The sequence below is a fragment of the Streptomyces sp. NPDC059009 genome (assembly GCF_042740175.1).
Taxonomy (GTDB): Bacteria; Actinomycetota; Actinomycetes; order Streptomycetales; family Streptomycetaceae; genus Streptomyces.
On the sequence record NZ_JBHYJB010000028.1, the window covers coordinates 71,470 to 90,039 of the forward strand.

Here is an 18,570-nt window from a genome sequence, read left to right on the forward strand (position 1 = left end):
CGGGCAGTTGGTGACGACAGCCGATCCACCACAGAGCGGAGGACTCAGAGCATGGCCGGCGCGATGCGCAAGATGGCGGTCTACCTCGGCCTCGTGGAGGACGATGGGTACGACGGTCCGGGGTTCGACCCCGATGACGAGTTCGAACCCGAGCCGGAGCCCGAGCGGGACCGCAGGCGGCACGAGCCGCCGCATCAGTCGCACCAGTCCCGCCAGGCGCACACGCCCGAACGGGACGAATCGGTACGAGTGGTGCAGCCGCCCGCCCCGAGGGAGCCGGTGTCCCGCTCCGCTTCGCTAGCCGCGGAATCCGGACGTCCGGCGCGAATCGCCCCCGTGGCATCCATCACACCTGAACGCCAGAGCCTGGAGAAGAACGCACCGGTGATCATGCCCAAGGTCGTGTCCGAGCGGGAGCCCTACCGCATCACCACGCTGCACCCCCGGACCTACAACGAGGCCCGTACCATCGGGGAACACTTCCGCGAAGGCACCCCGGTGATCATGAACTTGACGGAGATGGACGACACGGACGCGAAGCGACTTGTCGACTTTGCCGCCGGTCTGGTCTTCGGTCTGCATGGCAGCATTGAGCGAGTGACGCAGAAGGTGTTCCTGTTGTCGCCTGCTAACGTCGATGTCACGGCGGAGGACAAGGCCCGTATCGCAGAGGGCGGGTTCTTCAACCAGAGCTGAGACGCAAGTGCAGTAGACACAGGCATCGGAAACGAAGCACGGGAACAGGGGAGAGGGAAACGCGGACATGAGCGTGGTCTTGCAGGTGCTCTACATCGCGCTGATGTGCTTCCTCATCGTGCTGATCTTCCGGCTGGTCATGGACTACGTCTTCCAGTTCGCCCGCTCATGGCAACCCGGCAAGGCGATGGTGGTCGTTCTGGAGGCCACCTACACTGTCACTGATCCACCGCTCAAGCTTCTGCGGCGGTTCATTCCGCCGCTGCGTCTCGGGGGCGTGGCGCTCGACCTGTCCTTCTTCGTACTGATGATCATCGTCTACATCCTGATCACCGTCGTGAGCGGCTTGTGAACGATACGGTCTTGCCGAATGCCGACGACTACGTTGAGGTGAAGAGATGCCGTTGACCCCCGAGGACGTGCGGAACAAGCAGTTCACGACCGTCCGCCTCCGAGAAGGCTATGACGAGGACGAGGTCGATGCCTTCCTCGATGAGGTCGAAGCCGAACTGACGCGCCTGCTCCGCGAGAACGAGGACCTGCGCGCCAAGCTGGCCGCGGCCACCCGCGCCGCCGCGCAGAACCAACAGCAGGGCGGAATGCGCAAGCCGCCGGAGCCCCAGGACCAGCGTGGTCCCGGTGCCCCCGTGCCCGCCGCAATATCTGGCCCGCCGCAGCCGGTCCCGCCGCAGCAGCAGCACCCGATGGGCGGCCCGCCGCAGCTGCCCGCCGGCCCCGGTGGCCATGGACCGCAGGGCGGTCCGCAGGGTCCCGGCCCGATGGGCCAGGGTCCGATGGGTGGCCCCATGGGCGGCCCGATGGGCGGTCACGGCCCCCAGCTGCCGCAGCCCGGTCAGGGCCCCGGTGGCGACAGCGCCGCGCGCGTGCTCTCGCTCGCGCAGCAGACCGCCGACCAGGCGATCGCGGAGGCCCGTTCCGAGGCCAACAAGATCGTGGGCGAGGCCCGTTCGCGTGCCGAGGGCCTCGAGCGTGACGCCCGTGCCAAGGCCGACGCCCTGGAGCGGGACGCGCAGGAGAAGCACCGCGTCGCGATGGGCTCCCTGGAGTCCGCCCGCGCCACGCTGGAGCGCAAGGTCGAGGACCTGCGCGGCTTCGAGCGCGAGTACCGCACGCGTCTGAAGTCCTACCTGGAGTCGCAGCTGCGTCAGCTGGAGACGCAGGCGGACGACTCGCTGGCCCCGCCGCGGACCCCGGCGACCGCCTCGCTGCCGCCGTCCCCGGCGCCTTCGATGGCCCCGGCCGGTGCGGGTGCCCCGTCCTACGGCGGCAACCAGTCGATGGGCGGCAACAGCCAGCCCGCCGGCGGCCCGTCCTACGGCGGCCAGCAGCAGATGTCCCCGGCGATGACCCAGCCGATGGCGCCGGTGCGGCCGCAGGGCCAGCAGCCGATGCAGCAGGCCCCGTCGCCGATGCGTGGCTTCCTCATCGACGAGGACGACAACTGACGGGTGTGACCACGCCCTTGTAGGCGTCGGACATTCAGGGCCGGGCCCCCAGATTCTCTGGGGGCCCGGCCCTTTTGCGCATGCACGTTTGTGTGCCGCTGCAGAAACGTTCAGTTGTGCCCGGTACGCAACGCCGAAGGCCCGTACCCACCAAGATCTTTGGCGGGTACGGGCCTTCGGTCCGTCTGCGGGCTTGCCGCGTCCGGGAGTTACGCCTTGCGCAGGCGGAACGTCAGGGACAGGGACTCGTCCGTGAAGGTCTCGCCGTACGAGTCGTCGGCCTCGCCCTGGGCGAAGTCCGTGGCGAGGACCTCGTCCGCGATGAGCTCCGCGTGCTCGGCGAGCGCCGTGAGCACCGCCGGCTCCGTGGAGGTCCAGCGCAGTGCGATCCGGTCCGCGACGTCCAGGCCGCTGTTCTTGCGGGCCTCCTGGATCAGGCGGATCGCGTCACGGGCCAGGCCCGCGCGGCGCAGCTCCTCGGTGATCTCCAGGTCGAGGGCGACGGTCGCGCCGGAGTCGGACGCCACCGACCAGCCCTCGCGCGGGGTCTCCGTGATGATGACCTCCTCCGGGGAGAGCGTCACCGTCTCGCCGTCGACCTCGACCGAGGCCGTGCCCTCGCGCAGCGCCAGGGACAGCGCGGCGGCGTCGGCCTCCGCGACCGCCTTGGCGACGGCCTGGACGCCCTTGCCGAAACGGCGGCCCAGGGCACGGAAGTTGGCCTTCGCCGTCGTGTCGACCAGCGAGCCGCCGACCTCGGAGAGCGAGGCCAGCGAGGAGACGTTCAGCTCCTCGGTGATCTGGCTGTGCAGCTCGGGGCTGAGCGCCTCGAAGCCGGACACCGCGACCAGCGCGCGGGACAGCGGCTGGCGGGTCTTGACGCCCGACTCCGCGCGCGTGGCCCGGCCCAGCTCGACCAGGCGGCGCACCAGGACCATCTGCTTCGACAGCTCAGGATCGATGGCGGACAGGTCCGCCTCCGGCCACGTGGACAGGTGCACCGACTCCGGGGCGCCCGGGGTCACCGGCACGATCAGGTCCTGCCAGACGCGCTCGGTGATGAACGGCGTCAGCGGGGCCATCAGCTTCGTGACGGTCTCGACGACCTCGTGGAGGGTGCGAAGCGCCGCCTTGTCGCCCTGCCAGAAGCGGCGGCGGGAGCGGCGCACGTACCAGTTGGAGAGGTTGTCGACGAAGACGGACAGGAGCTTGCCCGCGCGCTGGGTGTCGTAGCTCTCCAGGGCCTGGGTGACCTGGTCGGTGAGCGCGTGCAGCTCGCTGAGCAGCCAGCGGTCCAGGAGCGGGCGGTCGGCGGGGGCCGGGTCGGCCGCGCTGGGGGCCCACTGCGACGTACGGGCGTACAGGGCCTGGAAGGCGACCGTGTTCCAGTACGTGAGGAGGGTCTTGCGGACGACCTCCTGGATGGTGCCGTGGCCCACGCGGCGTGCCGCCCACGGGGAGCCGCCGGCCGCCATGAACCAGCGCACCGCGTCGGCGCCGTGCTGGTCCATGAGCGGGATCGGCTGCAGGATGTTGCCCAGGTGCTTGGACATCTTGCGGCCGTCCTCGGCGAGGATGTGGCCGAGGCAGACCACGTTCTCGTACGACGACTTGTCGAAGACGAGCGTGCCCACCGCCATCAGCGTGTAGAACCAGCCGCGCGTCTGGTCGATGGCCTCCGAGATGAACTGCGCCGGGTAGCGGCTCTCGAAGAGCTCCTTGTTCTTGTACGGGTATCCCCACTGCGCGAACGGCATCGAACCCGAGTCGTACCAGGCGTCGATGACCTCGGGGACGCGGGTGGCCGTCTCCTGACAGGTCGGGCAGGGGAAGGTGACCGCGTCGATGTACGGGCGGTGCGGGTCGAGCTCCGACTGGTCGGTGCCCGTGAGGTCGCCCAGCTCCGCGCGCGAGCCGACGCAGGTGAGGTGGTCGTTCTCGCAGCGCCAGATGGGCAGCGGGGTGCCCCAGTAGCGGTTGCGGGAGAGCGCCCAGTCGACGTTGTTGTTCAGCCAGTCGCCGAAGCGGCCGTGCTTGACCGAGTCCGGGAACCAGTTGGTCTTCTCGTTCTCCTGGAGGAGGCGGTCCTTGATGGCCGTGGTGCGGATGTACCAGGACGGCTGCGCGTAGTAGAGGAGCGCCGTGTGGCAGCGCCAGCAGTGCGGGTAGCTGTGCTCGTACGGGGTGTGGCGGAAGAGGAGGCCGCGGTCCTTGAGGTCCTCGGTGAGCTTTTCGTCCGCCTTCTTGAAGAAGACACCGCCGACGAGGGGGACGTCCTCCTCGAAGGTGCCGTCGGGGCGGACCGGGTTCACGACGGGGAGGTCGTACGCGCGGCAGACCTTGAGGTCGTCCTCACCGAAGGCGGGGGACTGGTGGACCAGGCCCGTACCGTCCTCGGTCGTCACGTAGTCGGCGTTGACCACGTAGTGCGCCTCGGCCGGGAACTCGACCAGCTCGAAGGGGCGCTGGTAGGTCCAGCGCTCCATCTCTGCGCCGGTGAAGGTCTGCCCGGTGGTCTCCCAGCCCTCGCCGAGGGCCTTCTCCAGGAGGGGCTCGGCGACGACGAGCTTCTCCTGGCCGTCGGTGGCCACCACGTAGGTGACGTCCGGGTGCGCGGCGACCGCCGTGTTCGAGACCAGGGTCCAGGGCGTGGTCGTCCACACCAGGAGGGCCGCCTCGCCCGCGAGGGGGCCGCCGGTGAGCGGGAAGCGGACGTAGACGGAGGGGTCGACGACCGTCTCGTAGCCCTGCGCCAGCTCGTGGTCGGAGAGGCCGGTGCCGCAGCGGGGGCACCAGGGGGCGACGCGGTGGTCCTGGACCAGGAGGTCCTTGTTGAAGATCTCCTTCAGGGACCACCAGACCGAGTCCACGTACTCGGGGTTCATGGTGCGGTAGGCGTCGTCGAGGTCGACCCAGTAGCCCATGCGCGTCGTCAGGTCGGCGAAGGCGTCGGTGTGGCGGGTCACGGACTCGCGGCACTTGGCGTTGAACTCGGCGATGCCGTACGCCTCGATGTCCTTCTTGCCGCTGAAGCCGAGCTCCTTCTCGACCGCGAGCTCCACCGGGAGGCCGTGGCAGTCCCAGCCCGCCTTGCGGGCCACGTGGTAGCCGCGCATCGTGCGGAAGCGGGGGAAGACGTCCTTGAAGACGCGGGCCTCGATGTGGTGGGCGCCCGGCATGCCGTTGGCGGTGGGCGGGCCCTCGTAGAACACCCACTCGGGGCGGCCCTCGGACTGCTCCAAGCTCTTGGCAAAGATCTTCTGCTCGCGCCAGAAGTCGAGCACGGCGTGCTCGAGGGCGGGCAGGTCGACCTGGGCGGGCACCTGGCGGTACTGCGTCATCGATCTTCCTCCGGCGGACTGCTCTTCCGTCGGAGGGACGAGAGCCTCGGACGCCGTGTGCGGCGCGCTCCCGCGGTACCACCCTCCTTGGCCCTCCGGAGCGTCGTGTGCGCCGGTGAGCCCCCTCATTGGGGTCGCGATGCCGGGTCTACTGGCCTTGGCCCTCGGGCTGCGGCTTTCTTCCGGCGGCTCCGGGGTGATCTTCGCGTCGCGCTCGCTCCCGGGCTCACACCGTCCCCGGGTCGCTCTTGGCTGCGTACGCCGCTACTCGTCCCCATCCACGCTTCTCGCTCCGGCCAGTGTACGGCGCCCGGGGAGGGGTGGCCGACCGGTTTTTGCGTGGACCGCGTGCGGTGTGCGGCCAGGGGCGCGTACTGACCCGAATGGCCACTGGTGGGCCGCGCGGATCCCGGCACGGCCCGGTCGGCGGATTACCCGGCGGGGAGCTGGGCACAACGCATGAAGGCTCGTCCCGCGGCACCCGTGGGGCGGGCGAATCGGGCGGCGTGCCCCGTTGCCGCGGGCCTGGAGTCGATTTATCGTCCCAGCACGATTCGCGAGCAAGATCACAATATGTGAAGGGGCCGCGGCCATGGTGGCGAAGAAGACCGCCGTACAGCAGTCGGCGACCAGCAGATCCACAGGCACGGCCGGCGCTGCCGGGACGGCAGCGCCCAAGGACGTCAGCGGCAAGAAGAGCGTGGCGAAGGGCACCGCACACGACGCCAAGGACCAGCCGCGCAAGACGACGGCGAAGAAGGCCGCCGCCAAGAAGACGGCATCCGCCGCGAAGGACGCGTCCGTCCACAAGGAGGCGTCCGGCGGGGGAACGGCGTCCAAGGAGACAGCGGCGAAAAAGACCGTGGCCAAGAAGGCGGTGGCAAAGAAGGCGGCAGCCACGAAGACTGCCGCCACGAAGGATGTCGCCGCACCGGCCAAGAAGGCCGCTGCCAAGAAGACGGCTGCCAAGAAGACGCAGGCTGAGGGGGAGGCGGGCACCGCGAAGGCCGCTCCGGCGAAGAAGGCGGCGGCGAAGAAGACGGCGGCGAAGAAGACCGCTGCCAAGAAGAGCACGGCGAAGAAGACGGCCGCAGCGGCGGCCGAGGGTGCGGCTGAGGCCGCGGAGACGACGGGAGCCACGACGGTGGTTGCGAAGAAGACTCCGGGCACGGCGACGGCAGCGAAGAAGCCGACCGCGGTGCCGAAGGCACGTGCTGTGGCGGCGGCGCCCGGTGAGCTCGCGGTCCGGCCCGGCGAGGACCCGTGGACCCCGGCGGAGGTCGCCGAGGCGCGGACGGAGCTGATGGCCGAGTCCATGCGGCTGCGGACCGAGATCGAGTCGTCCGAGAGCGCGCTCGCGGGGCTGATGCGCGACTCCGGTGACGGCGCGGGCGACGACCAGGCGGACACCGGCACGAAGAACATCACGCGGGAGCACGAGATGGCGCTCGCCGCGAACGCCCGGGAGATGCTGGAGCAGACCGACCGCGCCCTGGAGCGGCTCGACGCGGGCACGTACGGCCTCTGCGAGAACTGCGGCAACCCGATCGGCAAGGCCCGGATGCAGGCGTTCCCGCGCGCGACACTGTGCGTGGAGTGCAAGCAGAAGCAGGAACGCCGGTACTGAGGGCCTCCTGGACTGCTGGGGCCGTACGTGTGTGCCGTACTCTCGTCCTCAGTCAGGCACCTAGGTTGAGGGACTCACGTGGCAGAGGCGGAGCGCATCATCGGTACGCCGGATATCCCTGAGGCGGCTGGGGCCGAGCCGGAGCAGTCCGACTCCGGGACCGAGGAGACCGCCGCCGGCCAGGGCGAGCAGCAGGCCGCGGCCGGGGAGCCCGAGCAGCGGCCCAAGGGCAAGCGGAAGATCGCCGTGCTGTTCGGGGTGGCCGTGTTCGCCTACCTCCTCGACCTGGTCAGCAAGATGATCGTGGTCGCCAAGCTGGAGCACCACAAGGACATCGACCTCATCGGTGACTGGCTGCGCCTGTCGGCGATCCGGAACGCGGGCGCGGCCTTCGGGGTCGGCGAAGCATTCACCGTGATCTTCACCTGCATCGCGGCGGCCGTGATCATCGTGATCGCGCGGCTCGCCCGCAAGCTCTACAGCCTGCCCTGGGCGATCGCCCTCGGGCTGCTGCTCGGCGGCGCCCTCGGCAACCTCACCGACCGGCTCTTCCGGTCGCCCGGGGTCTTCGAGGGCGCGGTCGTCGACTTCATCGCCCCGAAGGGGTTCGCGGTCTTCAACCTGGCGGACTCGGCGATCGTGTGCGGCGGCATCCTGATCGTGCTGCTGTCGTTCCGCGGCCTGGACCCGGACGGGACCGTCCACAAGGACTGAGCCCTGGGCAGGAGCCTGCGGTGTGGGGGTGTCGGTGGGCTCCTGCATACTCAATGGGTGAGCACGATTCCCGAGATCCGCACCCTGCCCGTACCGGACGGCCTGGAGGGCGAGCGCGTCGACGCCGCCATCTCCCGCATGTTCGGGTTCTCCCGTACGAAGGCCGCGGAGCTCGCGGCGGCGGGCAAGGTGCTGGTCGACGGCGCTGCCGTGGGCAAGTCCGAGCGGGTGCACGGCGGTGCCTGGCTCGAGGTGGAGATGCCGCAGGCGGCGCCGCCGGTGGAGATCGTCGCGGAGCCCGTCGAGGGCATGGAGATCGTGCATGACGACGACGACATCGTCGTGATCGTCAAGCCGGTCGGCGTGGCCGCGCACCCGAGCCCCGGCTGGACCGGGACGACCGTGATCGGCGGCCTCGCGGCGGCCGGGTACCGCATCTCGACCTCGGGCGCCGCCGAGCGACAGGGCATCGTGCACCGCCTGGACGTGGGGACGTCGGGCCTGATGGTGGTGGCCAAGTCCGAGCGGGCGTACACGTCGCTCAAGCGCCAGTTCAAGGAGCGCACGGTCGACAAGCGCTACAACGCGCTGGTGCAGGGCCACCCCGACCCCATGAGCGGCACCATCGACGCCCCCATCGGGCGGCACCCCAACCACGACTACAAGTGGGCGGTGACCTCCGAGGGCAAGCCGTCGGTCACGCACTACGACCTCATCGAGGCGTTCCGGGCGGCCAGCCTGCTCGACATCAAGCTGGAGACCGGGCGCACGCACCAGATCCGGGTCCACATGTCGGCGCATCGGCACCCCTGCGTGGGCGACCTGACGTACGGCGCGGACCCGACGCTCGCCAAGCGGCTCGGCCTCACCCGCCAGTGGCTGCACGCCGTCCGGCTCGGCTTCGAGCACCCCGGCGACGGCCAGTGGGTGGAGTTCGAGAGCGGCTATCCGGACGACCTCCAGAAGGCGCTCGACCGGGTGCGGGCGGAGAGCGCGTGAGCGCCCGCGGGGTCGGCGTCAGCTGCCGGGTGGCGGCCGGGGCCGACGACCTCGAGGCGTGCTTCGGGGTGCGCAAGGAGGTCTTCGTCGCCGAGCAGGGCGTTTCTGAGGACTTGGAGTACGACGAGTACGACGCGGGGGCGACGCACGTCCTCGCGGTGCGCCAGGACGGCGTTGCGGTGGGCACGGGGCGGTTGTTGTCCGGCGCCGCGGCCGCCGTGAAGAACGGCGGGGACGTGAGCGTGGGCTCCCTGGGCCGCCTCGCCGTCACGCGCGCGGCGCGCGGCCTCGGGATCGGGGCCGCCCTCGTGACGGCCCTCGAGGAGGCGGCGCGCGAGCGGGGCCTGACCGCGGTGGACCTGCACGCGCAGACGCAGGCGATGGGGTTCTACGAGCGGCTCGGATACGTGGCGTACGGGCCGGAGTTTCCCGATGCGGGGATGCCGCACCGGTCGATGCGGAAGGCGCTGGGCCAGCCGTAGCTCCACCGAGCTCCACCGAGCTCCACCGAGCTCCACCGAGCTCCACCGAGCTCCACAGTTAGGAAAGTTTCCAGTCGGTCTTGACGGGCGACTGGGCGCGGCCCTACGTTCACGCTCATCCCCCACCTCCCCTCAACGGAGCCTGTGATGCGCGTACTTGGGAAGCACCGTAAGCGGCGAAATGTCATGGGCATGGTTTCGGGGGTGGTCGCTGCCGGGGCTCTCGGGCTCGCCGGGGGCTGGCACGCGGACGCCGGGCAGAGTGCCGCGCCGCTCTGGCAGGCCGACCCCGCGAAGGGCACCGGGGTCTTCGAAGGCGTCGAGACCAAGCCGGGCACCGTCAGCGTGGTCGACGACCCCAAGGGCCAGTACGGGAAGACGTACAAGCTCTACACCTCCGGCGACAAGGTCGACCCCGACGAGCGGGTGCGGGTGGAGACCCGGGGGCACAAGACGTCCGACGGTGGCCGGCTGCGCTTCAAGGAGGGCGACACCGTCTACGTCGGCTGGCGCTCGATGTGGAACCCGCTGCCCACGCACTCCGGCGACTGGGTCGTCCTGTGGCAGCTCAAGGACTACGGCGCGGGCGCCGCGACCCCGCCCCTGTCGCTGCGGGCGCGCGGCGACGGCACCGTCGACCTCGAGTACGCCGACCCGGACCTGAAGACCACGCAACTGTGGAACACGCCGCTGGAGACCGGCCAATGGCACCACTACGTGGTCGGCATCAAGGTGTCCGACGACCCCGCCAAGGGATCCGTCCGCTTCTGGTACGACGGGAAGCCGCAGAAGCTGAAGGGCGCCTCCGCGTACAAGGCCGCCACCCTGCGGGCGGACTGGGTCACCGACAAGTGGGGGGTCTACCGCTCCGACGGCGTGACCGGCGCGGCCACGGCTTATCTCAACGGGGCCAAGGTGGGGCGGAACTACGAGGACGTCGCGCTCCGGTGACATGATCGACAGCGCCATTGGTCCGGTTGGTCGGGATTGCGTGGCAGGGTTGAGGTCTTGATCGTTCGAGACCGATACCGCCGGAGGGCACCCCGTGGATCAACTGGCGCTGCTGCTCGTCCTGTTGCTGGGGGCGGTGGTGACCGTGCCGCTGGGCGACCGGCTCGGGCTGCCCGCGCCCGTCCTGATGACCCTCGCCGGGGTCGGGATGGCCCTGCTGCCCTTCGTGCCCAATGTGGAGGTGCCGCCGGACTACATCCTTCCGCTGGTGCTTCCGCCGCTGCTCTACGCGTCCGTGCAGCGGACCTCGTGGCGGCAGTTCACGGCCAACTTCCGGCCGATCCTGCTGCTCGCCGTCGCCCTCGTGTTCGTGACCACGGCCGCCGTCGCCGCCGTGGCCAACGCGATCGTGCCCGGCCTGCCGATCGCGGCCGCCGTGGCGCTCGGGGCGCTCGTCGCGCCGCCCGACCCGGTGGCGGCGACCGCCGTCGCGGGCCAGCTCGGGCTGCCGCGCCGCCTTGTGTCGATCCTCGAGGGCGAGGGGCTCTTCAACGACGTCACGGCGATCGTGCTGTACCACGTGGCCATCGCGGCGGCGATGAGCGGGACGTTCTCCTGGCCGAAGGCGGTGGGGCAGTTGGTGCTCTCCGCGGTGGTCGCCGTCGCCGTCGGGCTCGCCCTCGGCTGGCTCACCACCAAGCTGATGGGGCTGCTCGGCGACGCCACGCTGCAGACCGGCCTGACGCTGCTCGTGCCGTTCGCCAGCTATGTGCTCGCCGAGGAGCTGTACGGCTCCGGGGTGCTCGCCGTGCTGATGACCGCGCTGTACCTCGCGGAGAACGCCGTCGACGCCGATGACGTGCTCGGGCGGATCACGGGACAGACGTTCTGGCAGATCGTGGACACCCTCGTGACCGGAGTCGCGTTCGGGCTCATCGGGCTCGAACTGCACAACGTCTTCGGAACGGCGGACGGCCACGAGGCGGAGATGTTCGGGTGGGGCGCCGCGATCGTCGCGGTCGTGGTCGGCGTCCGGCTGCTGTGGCTGCTGCCCGCGACCTGGCTCGCCAAGCGGCTGCACAAGAGGCGTGACTACGACGAGGACATCCCCACGAGCTGGCGCGAGACCGTCGTCATGTGGTGGTCCGGGATGCGCGGGGTGGCCTCCGTCGCGCTGGCCCTGGCCATTCCGCTGCAGACCGACAACGGCGACCCGTTCCCGGGCCGCGACGAGATCGTCTTCGTCGCCTTCTGCGTGATCATGGCGACCCTCGTGGCCCAGGGCCTCACCCTGCCCTGGCTGGTCAAGCGGCTCGGCGTGACCGCCGACAGCGACGCCGAGCGGGCCCTGGAGCGCGAGCTCGCCGTCCGCGCCGCCAAGGCCGCCAAGCGCCGCCTCAAGGAGATCGAGGAGGTCGAGGAGCTCCCCGAGGACCTCTCCGAGCGGCTGCAGCGCGGGGCCTTCGACATCGGCGCCCGCATCAGCCCCGACATAGTGGACGAGGAGCGGCGCGAGCGGTACACGAAGCGGGTCGCCCGCCTGAAGTCGGTCCAGCGCATCCAGCGGGAGATGATGTCGGCCGCCCGCCACGAGGTGCTCGCCGCGCGCAGCGAGCCCGGCTCCAACCCGGAGGTCGTGGACCGGGTGCTGCACCAGCTCGACGTACGGAGTCTGCGCTGACCCCCGTACGAACGGATGGGACGGATGGGACGGGTGGGACGCGGGTACGGGCGGATCAGCCGCGGCCGGTGCGCGGGACCTCCGGCGACGGGGGCGTGGGGCGCGGCCTGCCGTCGCCGTCGGGGGAGGGCTCGGCCCAGCCGGTGATGACCTTCGGGAGCGCGTAGGGGTGGTGCTCGGCCACCCAGCGCACCAGCTGCTCGCGGACGGTGACCCGGACCGTCCAGATGTCGTCCGCGTCCTTGGCGGTGACCAGGGCGCGGACCTGGATGGTGTTGGGCGTCGTGTCCGTGACGGCCAGGCCCCAGTCCCGGCCGTCCCACGCGGCGCACTCGCGCAGGATGTCGTGGAGCTTCTCGCGCATCTCGGGGACGGGGGCCGAGTGGTCGAGCTGGAAGAAGACGGTGCCGGTCATCTGGGAGCCGCCGCGCGACCAGTTCTCGAAGGGCTTCGACGTGAAGTACGAGACCGGCATGGTGATGCGGCGCTCGTCCCACGTGCGCACGGTCAGGAAGGTCAGCGTGATCTCGTCGACGGTGCCCCACTCGCCGTCCACCACCACCGTGTCGCCGATCCGCACCATGTCGCCGAAGGCGATCTGCAGCCCGGCGAAGAGGTTGCTCAGGGTGGACTGCGCGGCGACACCGGCGACGATGCCGAGGATGCCGGCGGAGGCGAGCAGGGAGGCCCCGGCCGTCCGCATGGCCGGGAAGGTGAGCAGCATCGCGGCCGCGGCCACCACACCGATGACCGCGGAGACCACGCGCTGGATGAGCGTCACCTGCGTCCGCACCCGGCGGACCCGGGCCGGGTCGCGGTGCGCGGCGGCGTAGCGCGTGTACGACGTCTCGACGATGGCCGCGGCGATGCGTACGAACAGCCAGGCTAGGGAGCCGATGAGGGTGAGGGTGAGGGTCTGGCCGATCCCCGCCTCGTGGTCCTCGGCGATCTTCGCCTGGTCGTAGGAGCCACGCAGCAGGGCGGTGCACAGGACGAGTTGGAGGGGTAGTCGGCAGCGGCGCAGCAGGCCCCACAGGGGGGTGTCCCGGTGCCGCGCGTCGGCCCGGCGCAGTATGACGTCGGCCAACCAGCCGACGACCAGCGTGAGCACGACCGAGCCGCCGATCACGATCAACGGGCGCAGGACGTTCTCCATGCGTCCGAGGGTAGGGGGCGGGGATCCAAGTGGCACGATGGCCCCATGAACATCATGCTTTTCCATTCGACGTACGGCCTTCGGCCCGCGGTGCGCGCGGCGGCGGACCGGCTGCGCGCCGCGGGCCACGAGGTGTGGACCCCGGACCTCTTCGACGGGCGGACCGTCGAGACCGTCGAGGAAGGCAGGGACCTCCGGGACGAGATCGGCAAGGACGAGCTCCTGAAGCGGGCGATCCTGGCCGCCGCCCCCCACTCCGAGCGCGGGCTCGTCTACGCCGGCTTCTCGCTCGGCGCCGCGATCGCGCAGACCCTCGCGCTCGGCGACGCCAAGGCGCGCGGGCTGCTGCTCCTGCACGGCACGTCGGACATCTCCGAGGGCGTGACGGTGGACGAGCTGCCGGTGCAGCTGCACGTCGCCGAGCCCGACCCGTTCGAGCCGGACGACTGGCTGAGCGCCTGGTACCTGCAGATGGGCCGCACCGGGGCCGATGTCGAGGTCTACCGCTACGCGGGCGCGGGCCACCTCTACACCGACCCGGACCTGCCCGACTACGACGAGGAGGCCGCCGAGGCCACCTGGCGGGTGGCGCTCGGCTTCCTCGACAGCTTGTAGAGAGGCGTCAGCGCACCGGGGTGTCCGCCCGCTCGACCTTCTGCGTGCCGCTGAGCGTGCGGTACGAACGGGCCCACTCGGACGTCGCGTTCGGGTCCGTCTTGTCGGACAGGACGTAGTAGTCCATCTGCGAGCGCTCGGCGGTGACGTCCAGGACGCCGTAGCCGTGCGAGTCCATGTCCAGCCACTTCACATGGCGGTTGGCGGCCTTGACGGCGGCGACGGCCACCAGCGAGACGGTGTGCGGGGCGACGTGCAGCATGTCGTCGACGTTGTCGGACGTCATGGACGTCACCACGAACTCCGTCGCGGCGGACGGCGACAGGGGGTACGTCGCCGCCTTCGCGGGCACGTCGTTGGCCCAGGCCATGTGGATGTCGCCGGTCAGGAAGACCGCGTTCTTGACGCCCTTGTCGTGCAGGTGGCCGAGGAGCTCCTTGCGGTCGTCGGTGTAGCCGTCCCACTGGTCGGTGTTGATGGCCAGGCCCTCCTTGGGCAGGCCGAGCAACTCCGCGAGGGGGCCGAGCAGATGGGCCGGCACGGAGCCGAAGGCGACCGGCGAGATCATCACCGAGGTGCCGATCAGCTTCCAGGTCGCGTCAGAGGAGGCCAGGCCCGCCTTCAGCCAGTCCAGCTGCGCGCGGCCGGTGATCGTGCGCTCAGGGTCGTCGACCTTGCCGCTGCCGGTGCTCGCCTGCTCGGAGCGGAACGAGCGCAGGTCGAGCAGGTGCAGATCGGCGAGCCTGCCGAAGCGGAGGCGGCGGTAGACGGTGCCCGCGATCGAGGGACGCACCGGCATCCACTCGAAGTACGCCTGCTTGGCGGCGGCCATGCGCTGCGCCCAGGGGCCCTCGCTCTCCGGGGTGTGGTTCTCGGCGCCGCCCGGCCAGGCGTTGTCGGCGAACTCGTGGTCGTCCCAGATGGCGATCAACGGGTGTGCTGCGTGGACCAGTTGGGCGTCGGCGTCGGTCTTGTGGGCGCCGTGCCGGGTGCGGTAGTCGGCGAGGGTGATGATCTCGTGCGCCGGCTGGTGCTGCCGGACGCCGTACTTGGCCTCCGGGTACTCGCCCGCCTTGTACTCGTAGAGGTAGTCGCCGATGTGCAGGACCGCGTCGAGGTCGGTGCGGGCCGCGAGGTGGCGGTACGCGGAGAAGTAGCCGGCCTCCCAGTTGGAGCAGGAGACCACGCCGAAGCGGAGGCCGGGGGCCGTCGCGTCGGGGGCGGGGGCGGTGCGGGTGCGGCCGACCGGGGAGCGCGTATCGCCTGAGGAGAAGCGGAAGTAATAGTCGGTCGCCGGGCGCAGGCCCCTTACGTCGGCCTTGACGGTGTGGTCGCTCGCGGCCCGTGCGGTGGTGCTGCCCTTGCCGACGACGCGGCTGAAGCCCTTGTCCTCCGCGATCTCCCAACTCACCTCGGTGTCCCGGCCCTTGCCCGAGCCGGGCACCGCCTCGGGGCTGGGCGTGACCCGCGTCCACAGGAGCACGCCGTCGGGCAGGGGGTCGCCGGAGGCCACTCCGTGGTGGAAGGCGGGGCCCTCGGCGGCGTGGGCCAGGGGGCTCGCGGCGAGCGGGGCGCCGAGCGCGGCGGTGGCGGCCGCGGCCTTCACGACCGTACGGCGGCGCGGCGTCAGGGAGTTGCTGGGGGTGCTGCTGCTTCTACTGGTCACGGGCGATCACCATACTGACCAGTAATGGCCAAGAGCGGGCGACCCCGAAAGGTTCGCCCGCTCTTTCCCTGAGTGACGCTCACATATGGAGCGCTATGGGGTGATTCAGCCCTTGATGGCCGCGTCGACCGCCTTGTTGAAGTCGGCCACCGACAGCGGCGGGTTCTTCCCGTCCGCGCCCTTGAGCTCCTTGCCGTTCAGGACGAAGCCCGGGGTGGAGTCGACCTTGTCCTTGTTGCTGTCGAACGACTTCGACATCTCCAGGGCCCAGCGGTCGTACGTGCCGTCCTTGAGGTCCTTCTTGAAGGTCGCGCTCTTCTTGAGGGCGGGCACCTGGTCCGCGATCTCCTGCAGGTACGAGTCGTCCTTGAACTTGTCGTCCTGCTCCTCGGGGTGGTACTTCGCCGAGTAGAGGGCCTTCTTGTAGTCGAGGAAGGCGTCCTGGCTCACGTTCAGGGCGGCGCCGAGGGCACTCATGGCGTTGCGGGAGCCCTCGCCCGGGATGTTGCGGTCGAGGAAGGTGGCGCCGATGAACTGGATCTTGTACTTGCCCTTGTCGAGGTCCTTCTCGACGGTCGGGCCGACGGTCTGCTCGAAGCCGGCGCAGACGGGGCAGCGCGGGTCCTCGTAGACCTTGAGGGTCTGCTTGGCGCTCGCCTTGCCGAGGATGACGGTGGTGCCCTTGTCGCCGGAGGTGTGGGCGGGGCGGACCAGCTTGTCGTCCTTGGCGGCGTCCCAGCCGCTGGGCTTGTTGGACTGCATGACGGCGTAGCCGACGCCGCCCGCTATCGCGAGGACCGCGACGATGGTCGTGCCGACGATGGCGGTCCGCTTGCGCTTCTCGCGCCTGCGCTCGGCCTCCTGCTGGGCCTTGATCCGCTCGCGGGCCGCCGACTTCGCCGCCTGGCTGTTGCGCTTGCTCATGATCGTTTTCTCCGTGTGGGTGACATACGTGGGGGGGCGTACTCAGGCGAATACGGCCGAGCACGGCGGCCCGCGCCGCCCCACGAAATGCACCAACCACCGCGTACGCACGACCCGCGCGCGGGTCGCGGGGCGCGGCAGCCGGAGCGGCCGCTCCGGGCGCAGCGCCACCGCGGCGACCGCGAGCAGCAGCGGCCGGAAGGTGGCCGCGGCCACCGCGCGCACCAGCTGGGCCAGGGCCTGCTCGCCCCGCCGCAGCCAGGCCGCGGCGAGCAGCCCCACCGCGATGTGCGCGCCGAGCAGCAGCCAGGCGGCCCCCGCGTCGGTGTCGGCGAGCAGGGCGGCGGAGCGGTGTCCGTCGCCGCCGCCCGCCATCCGCGCCAGGGGGGTGCCGAAGGCGGCGTTGCCGCACAGCACGTCCACGCCGAAGGAGCGCAGCGGGCCCGCGACCGGGCCGCCCGCCTCGCCGTAACAGACGTGCTGACCGGTCGTGAAGACCGTGTCGGCGGCCAGCTCCAGGGGGATCACCAGGGCGGCGATCCGGCCGAAGCCGCGCTCCCGGCCCGCCAGCAGATACGCGAGGGCGAACACGGCGACGGCGATCGGGGCGACCGTGGTGAGCGGCAGCGGGGCCCTGGACAGCAGGACGTGCGACGCGGCGGAGAGCGTCACGACCAGCGTCGTGAACAGCGCCGCGCGCACGGCCCTGAGCTGAGTCCCGGATATGTCCATCGCAGGGGAGTGTCCCATGCACTCGGGTAGGGGTCCCCTAAAGGGTCCCTATGAGTTACGCAACGGACTACAGACCCGGAATCCGACCGTTACGGAACAGGTCGACGAAGATCTGGTGGTCCTCGCGCGCGCGGGCGCCGTAGCTGTGCGCGAAGTCCACGAGGAGGTCCGCGAAGCCGTCCTCGTCGGCGGCGATCGCGGCGTCGATGGCGCGCTCCGTGGAGAACGGCACCAGGGACTCGCCGGACTGGTCGTCCGCCGCCGCGTGCATCGTGGCCGTCGCCCGGCCCAGGTCGGCGACCACCGCGGAGATCTCCTCCAGGTCGTCGATGTCCGACCAGTCCAGGTCCACCGCGTACGGCGACACCTCGGCGACCAGCTGGCCGGCGCCGTCCAGCTCCGTCCAGCCGAGCCACGGGTCGGCGTGCGCCTGGAGCGCGCGCTGGGAGATGACCGTGCGGTGGCCCTCGTGCTGGAAGTAGCCGCGCACCGCCGGGTCCGTGATGTGCCGGGAGACGGCCGGGGTCTGGGCCTGCTTCATGTAGATCACGACGTCGTTCTCCAGGGCGTCGCTGTTGCCCTCCAGGAGGATGTTGTACGAGGGCAGGCCCGCCGAGCCGATGCCGATGCCGCGGCGGCCCACGACGTCCTTCACGCGGTACGAGTCGGGGCGGGTGAGGCTCGACTCGGGCAGCGTCTCCAGGTAGCCGTCGAAGGCCGCGAGGACCTTGTAGCGGGTGGCCGCGTCCAGCTCGATGGAGCCGCCGCCGGGGGCGAAGCGGCGCTCGAAGTCGCGGATCTCCGTCATCGAGTCCAGGAGGGCGAAGCGGGTCAGGGAGCGGGCGTCGCGCAGCGCGTCCAGGAGGGGGCCCTGGGCGGTGTCCAGGGTGAAGGGCGGGACCTCGTCGCTCTTCGCGCCCGTGGCGAGGTCGTGGACGCGCTCGCGGTACGCCGCCGCGTAGACCCGGACGAGGCCGGCGATCTGGTCGTCGCTCAGGGCCTTGGAGTAGCCGATCAGGGCCACGGAGGCGGCGAAGCGCTTCAGGTCCCAGGTGAACGGGCCGACGTAGGCCTCGTCGAAGTCGTTCACGTTGAAGATCAGGCGGCCCTGGGCGTCCATGTACGTGCCGAAGTTCTCCGCGTGCAGGTCGCCGTGGATCCACACCCGGCCCGTGCGGTCGTCCAGGTACGGGCCGCCGTGCTGCTCGCGCTCCAGGTCGGCGTAGAAGAGGCAGGCCGTGCCGCGGTAGAAGGCGAAGGCCGAGGCGGCCATCTTCCGGAACTTCACCCGGAACGCCGCCGGGTCGGCGGCAAGCAGCTCGCCGAACGCGGTGTCGAAGACGGAGAGGATCTGCTCGCCGCGCTGCTCAGCGGTGGGCTGCGGGACCGACATCGCTGGGTGCCTCCTGGTGCATGACATGTGGGACAGATGTTCCGCCCCTTCCAACGCACGACCGTACCCGCGAGTGCCCGCCCGCCCGTCACCCGACCACCACCCCTCAACGAGGCGCTGCGTGCCG

At 70.7% G+C, this 18,570-nt stretch carries 16 protein-coding genes; 10 read left to right on the top strand and 6 right to left on the bottom strand.

Translation table 11 applies throughout. The annotated features are described in order from the left end of the window. Positions 1–51 precede the first annotated feature (51 nt). From ACFWYM_RS26400 to ACFWYM_RS26410, 3 genes are all read left to right on the top strand, one after another. Positions 52–696, top strand: a complete 645-nt coding sequence (locus tag ACFWYM_RS26400) for a cell division protein SepF (protein WP_384842103.1) — start codon at positions 52–54, stop codon at positions 694–696. Positions 697–763: 67 nt separating this feature from the next. Continuing rightward, complete coding sequence (locus ACFWYM_RS26405) at positions 764–1,048, top strand: YggT family protein (protein WP_249590439.1); 285 nt, start codon at positions 764–766, stop codon at positions 1,046–1,048. A 46-nt stretch (positions 1,049–1,094) separates the two neighbouring features. After that, complete coding sequence (locus ACFWYM_RS26410; protein WP_384842106.1) at positions 1,095–2,162, top strand: DivIVA domain-containing protein; 1,068 nt, start codon at positions 1,095–1,097, stop codon at positions 2,160–2,162. Between the two features lie 209 nt (positions 2,163–2,371). Here ACFWYM_RS26410 and ileS read toward each other — a convergent pair whose 3' ends face one another. Next, positions 2,372–5,503: an isoleucine--tRNA ligase gene (gene ileS, locus ACFWYM_RS26415; protein WP_384842109.1), complete on the bottom strand. Its 3,132-nt coding sequence runs from the start codon at positions 5,501–5,503 to the stop codon at positions 2,372–2,374. Positions 5,504–6,095: 592 nt separating this feature from the next. Here ileS and ACFWYM_RS26420 point away from each other — a divergent pair. From ACFWYM_RS26420 to ACFWYM_RS26445, 6 genes are all read left to right on the top strand, one after another. Next, positions 6,096–7,130, top strand: coding sequence for a TraR/DksA family transcriptional regulator (locus tag ACFWYM_RS26420; protein ID WP_384842112.1), 1,035 nt, complete (start codon positions 6,096–6,098; stop codon positions 7,128–7,130). A gap of 78 nt (positions 7,131–7,208) precedes the next feature. Then, positions 7,209–7,844 carry a signal peptidase II gene (lspA, locus tag ACFWYM_RS26425; RefSeq protein WP_384842115.1) on the top strand — a complete coding sequence of 212 codons (636 nt, stop codon included), beginning with the start codon at positions 7,209–7,211 and terminating at the stop codon, positions 7,842–7,844. A 57-nt stretch (positions 7,845–7,901) separates the two neighbouring features. After that, the gene (locus ACFWYM_RS26430) at positions 7,902–8,843 is read left to right on the top strand and encodes an RluA family pseudouridine synthase (protein WP_384842118.1); all 942 of its coding nucleotides are present in this window, start codon (positions 7,902–7,904) and stop codon (positions 8,841–8,843) included. Further along, positions 8,840–9,325 (top strand): GNAT family N-acetyltransferase, encoded by a 486-nt coding sequence (locus ACFWYM_RS26435; RefSeq protein WP_384842121.1) that lies wholly within the window; start codon positions 8,840–8,842, stop codon positions 9,323–9,325. The genes ACFWYM_RS26430 and ACFWYM_RS26435 overlap by 4 nt, the downstream gene beginning before the upstream one ends. Positions 9,326–9,517: 192 nt before the next feature. After that, positions 9,518–10,276 carry a heparin lyase I family protein gene (locus ACFWYM_RS26440; protein ID WP_384842124.1) on the top strand — a complete coding sequence of 253 codons (759 nt, stop codon included), beginning with the start codon at positions 9,518–9,520 and terminating at the stop codon, positions 10,274–10,276. Between the two features lie 94 nt (positions 10,277–10,370). Continuing rightward, on the top strand, positions 10,371–11,957 hold the full coding sequence (locus ACFWYM_RS26445) for a Na+/H+ antiporter (protein WP_384842127.1): 1,587 nt from the start codon (positions 10,371–10,373) through the stop codon (positions 11,955–11,957). Between the two features lie 55 nt (positions 11,958–12,012). On the opposite strand, the gene ACFWYM_RS26450 is transcribed toward ACFWYM_RS26445, so the two are convergent. After that, complete coding sequence (locus ACFWYM_RS26450) at positions 12,013–13,113, bottom strand: mechanosensitive ion channel family protein (protein WP_384842130.1); 1,101 nt, start codon at positions 13,111–13,113, stop codon at positions 12,013–12,015. A 45-nt stretch (positions 13,114–13,158) separates the two neighbouring features. Between ACFWYM_RS26450 and ACFWYM_RS26455 the strand changes: the two genes are divergently transcribed. Beyond that, positions 13,159–13,728, top strand: a complete 570-nt coding sequence (locus ACFWYM_RS26455) for a dienelactone hydrolase family protein (protein ID WP_384842133.1) — start codon at positions 13,159–13,161, stop codon at positions 13,726–13,728. Between the two features lie 7 nt (positions 13,729–13,735). Here ACFWYM_RS26455 and ACFWYM_RS26460 read toward each other — a convergent pair whose 3' ends face one another. From ACFWYM_RS26460 to ACFWYM_RS26475, 4 genes are all read right to left on the bottom strand, one after another. After that, complete coding sequence (locus ACFWYM_RS26460) at positions 13,736–15,394, bottom strand: alkaline phosphatase D family protein (protein ID WP_384842136.1); 1,659 nt, start codon at positions 15,392–15,394, stop codon at positions 13,736–13,738. A 105-nt stretch (positions 15,395–15,499) separates the two neighbouring features. Continuing rightward, positions 15,500–16,318 carry a thioredoxin domain-containing protein gene (locus tag ACFWYM_RS26465; protein ID WP_384842139.1) on the bottom strand — a complete coding sequence of 273 codons (819 nt, stop codon included), beginning with the start codon at positions 16,316–16,318 and terminating at the stop codon, positions 15,500–15,502. Between the two features lie 42 nt (positions 16,319–16,360). Next, a complete protein-coding gene (locus ACFWYM_RS26470) occupies positions 16,361–17,050 on the bottom strand; it encodes a hypothetical protein (RefSeq protein WP_384842142.1) in 690 nt (229 codons plus the stop codon). 67 nt (positions 17,051–17,117) lie between these two features. Then, positions 17,118–18,443 carry a DUF2252 domain-containing protein gene (locus tag ACFWYM_RS26475; RefSeq protein WP_384842144.1) on the bottom strand — a complete coding sequence of 442 codons (1,326 nt, stop codon included), beginning with the start codon at positions 18,441–18,443 and terminating at the stop codon, positions 17,118–17,120. Positions 18,444–18,570: the final 127 nt, after the last annotated feature.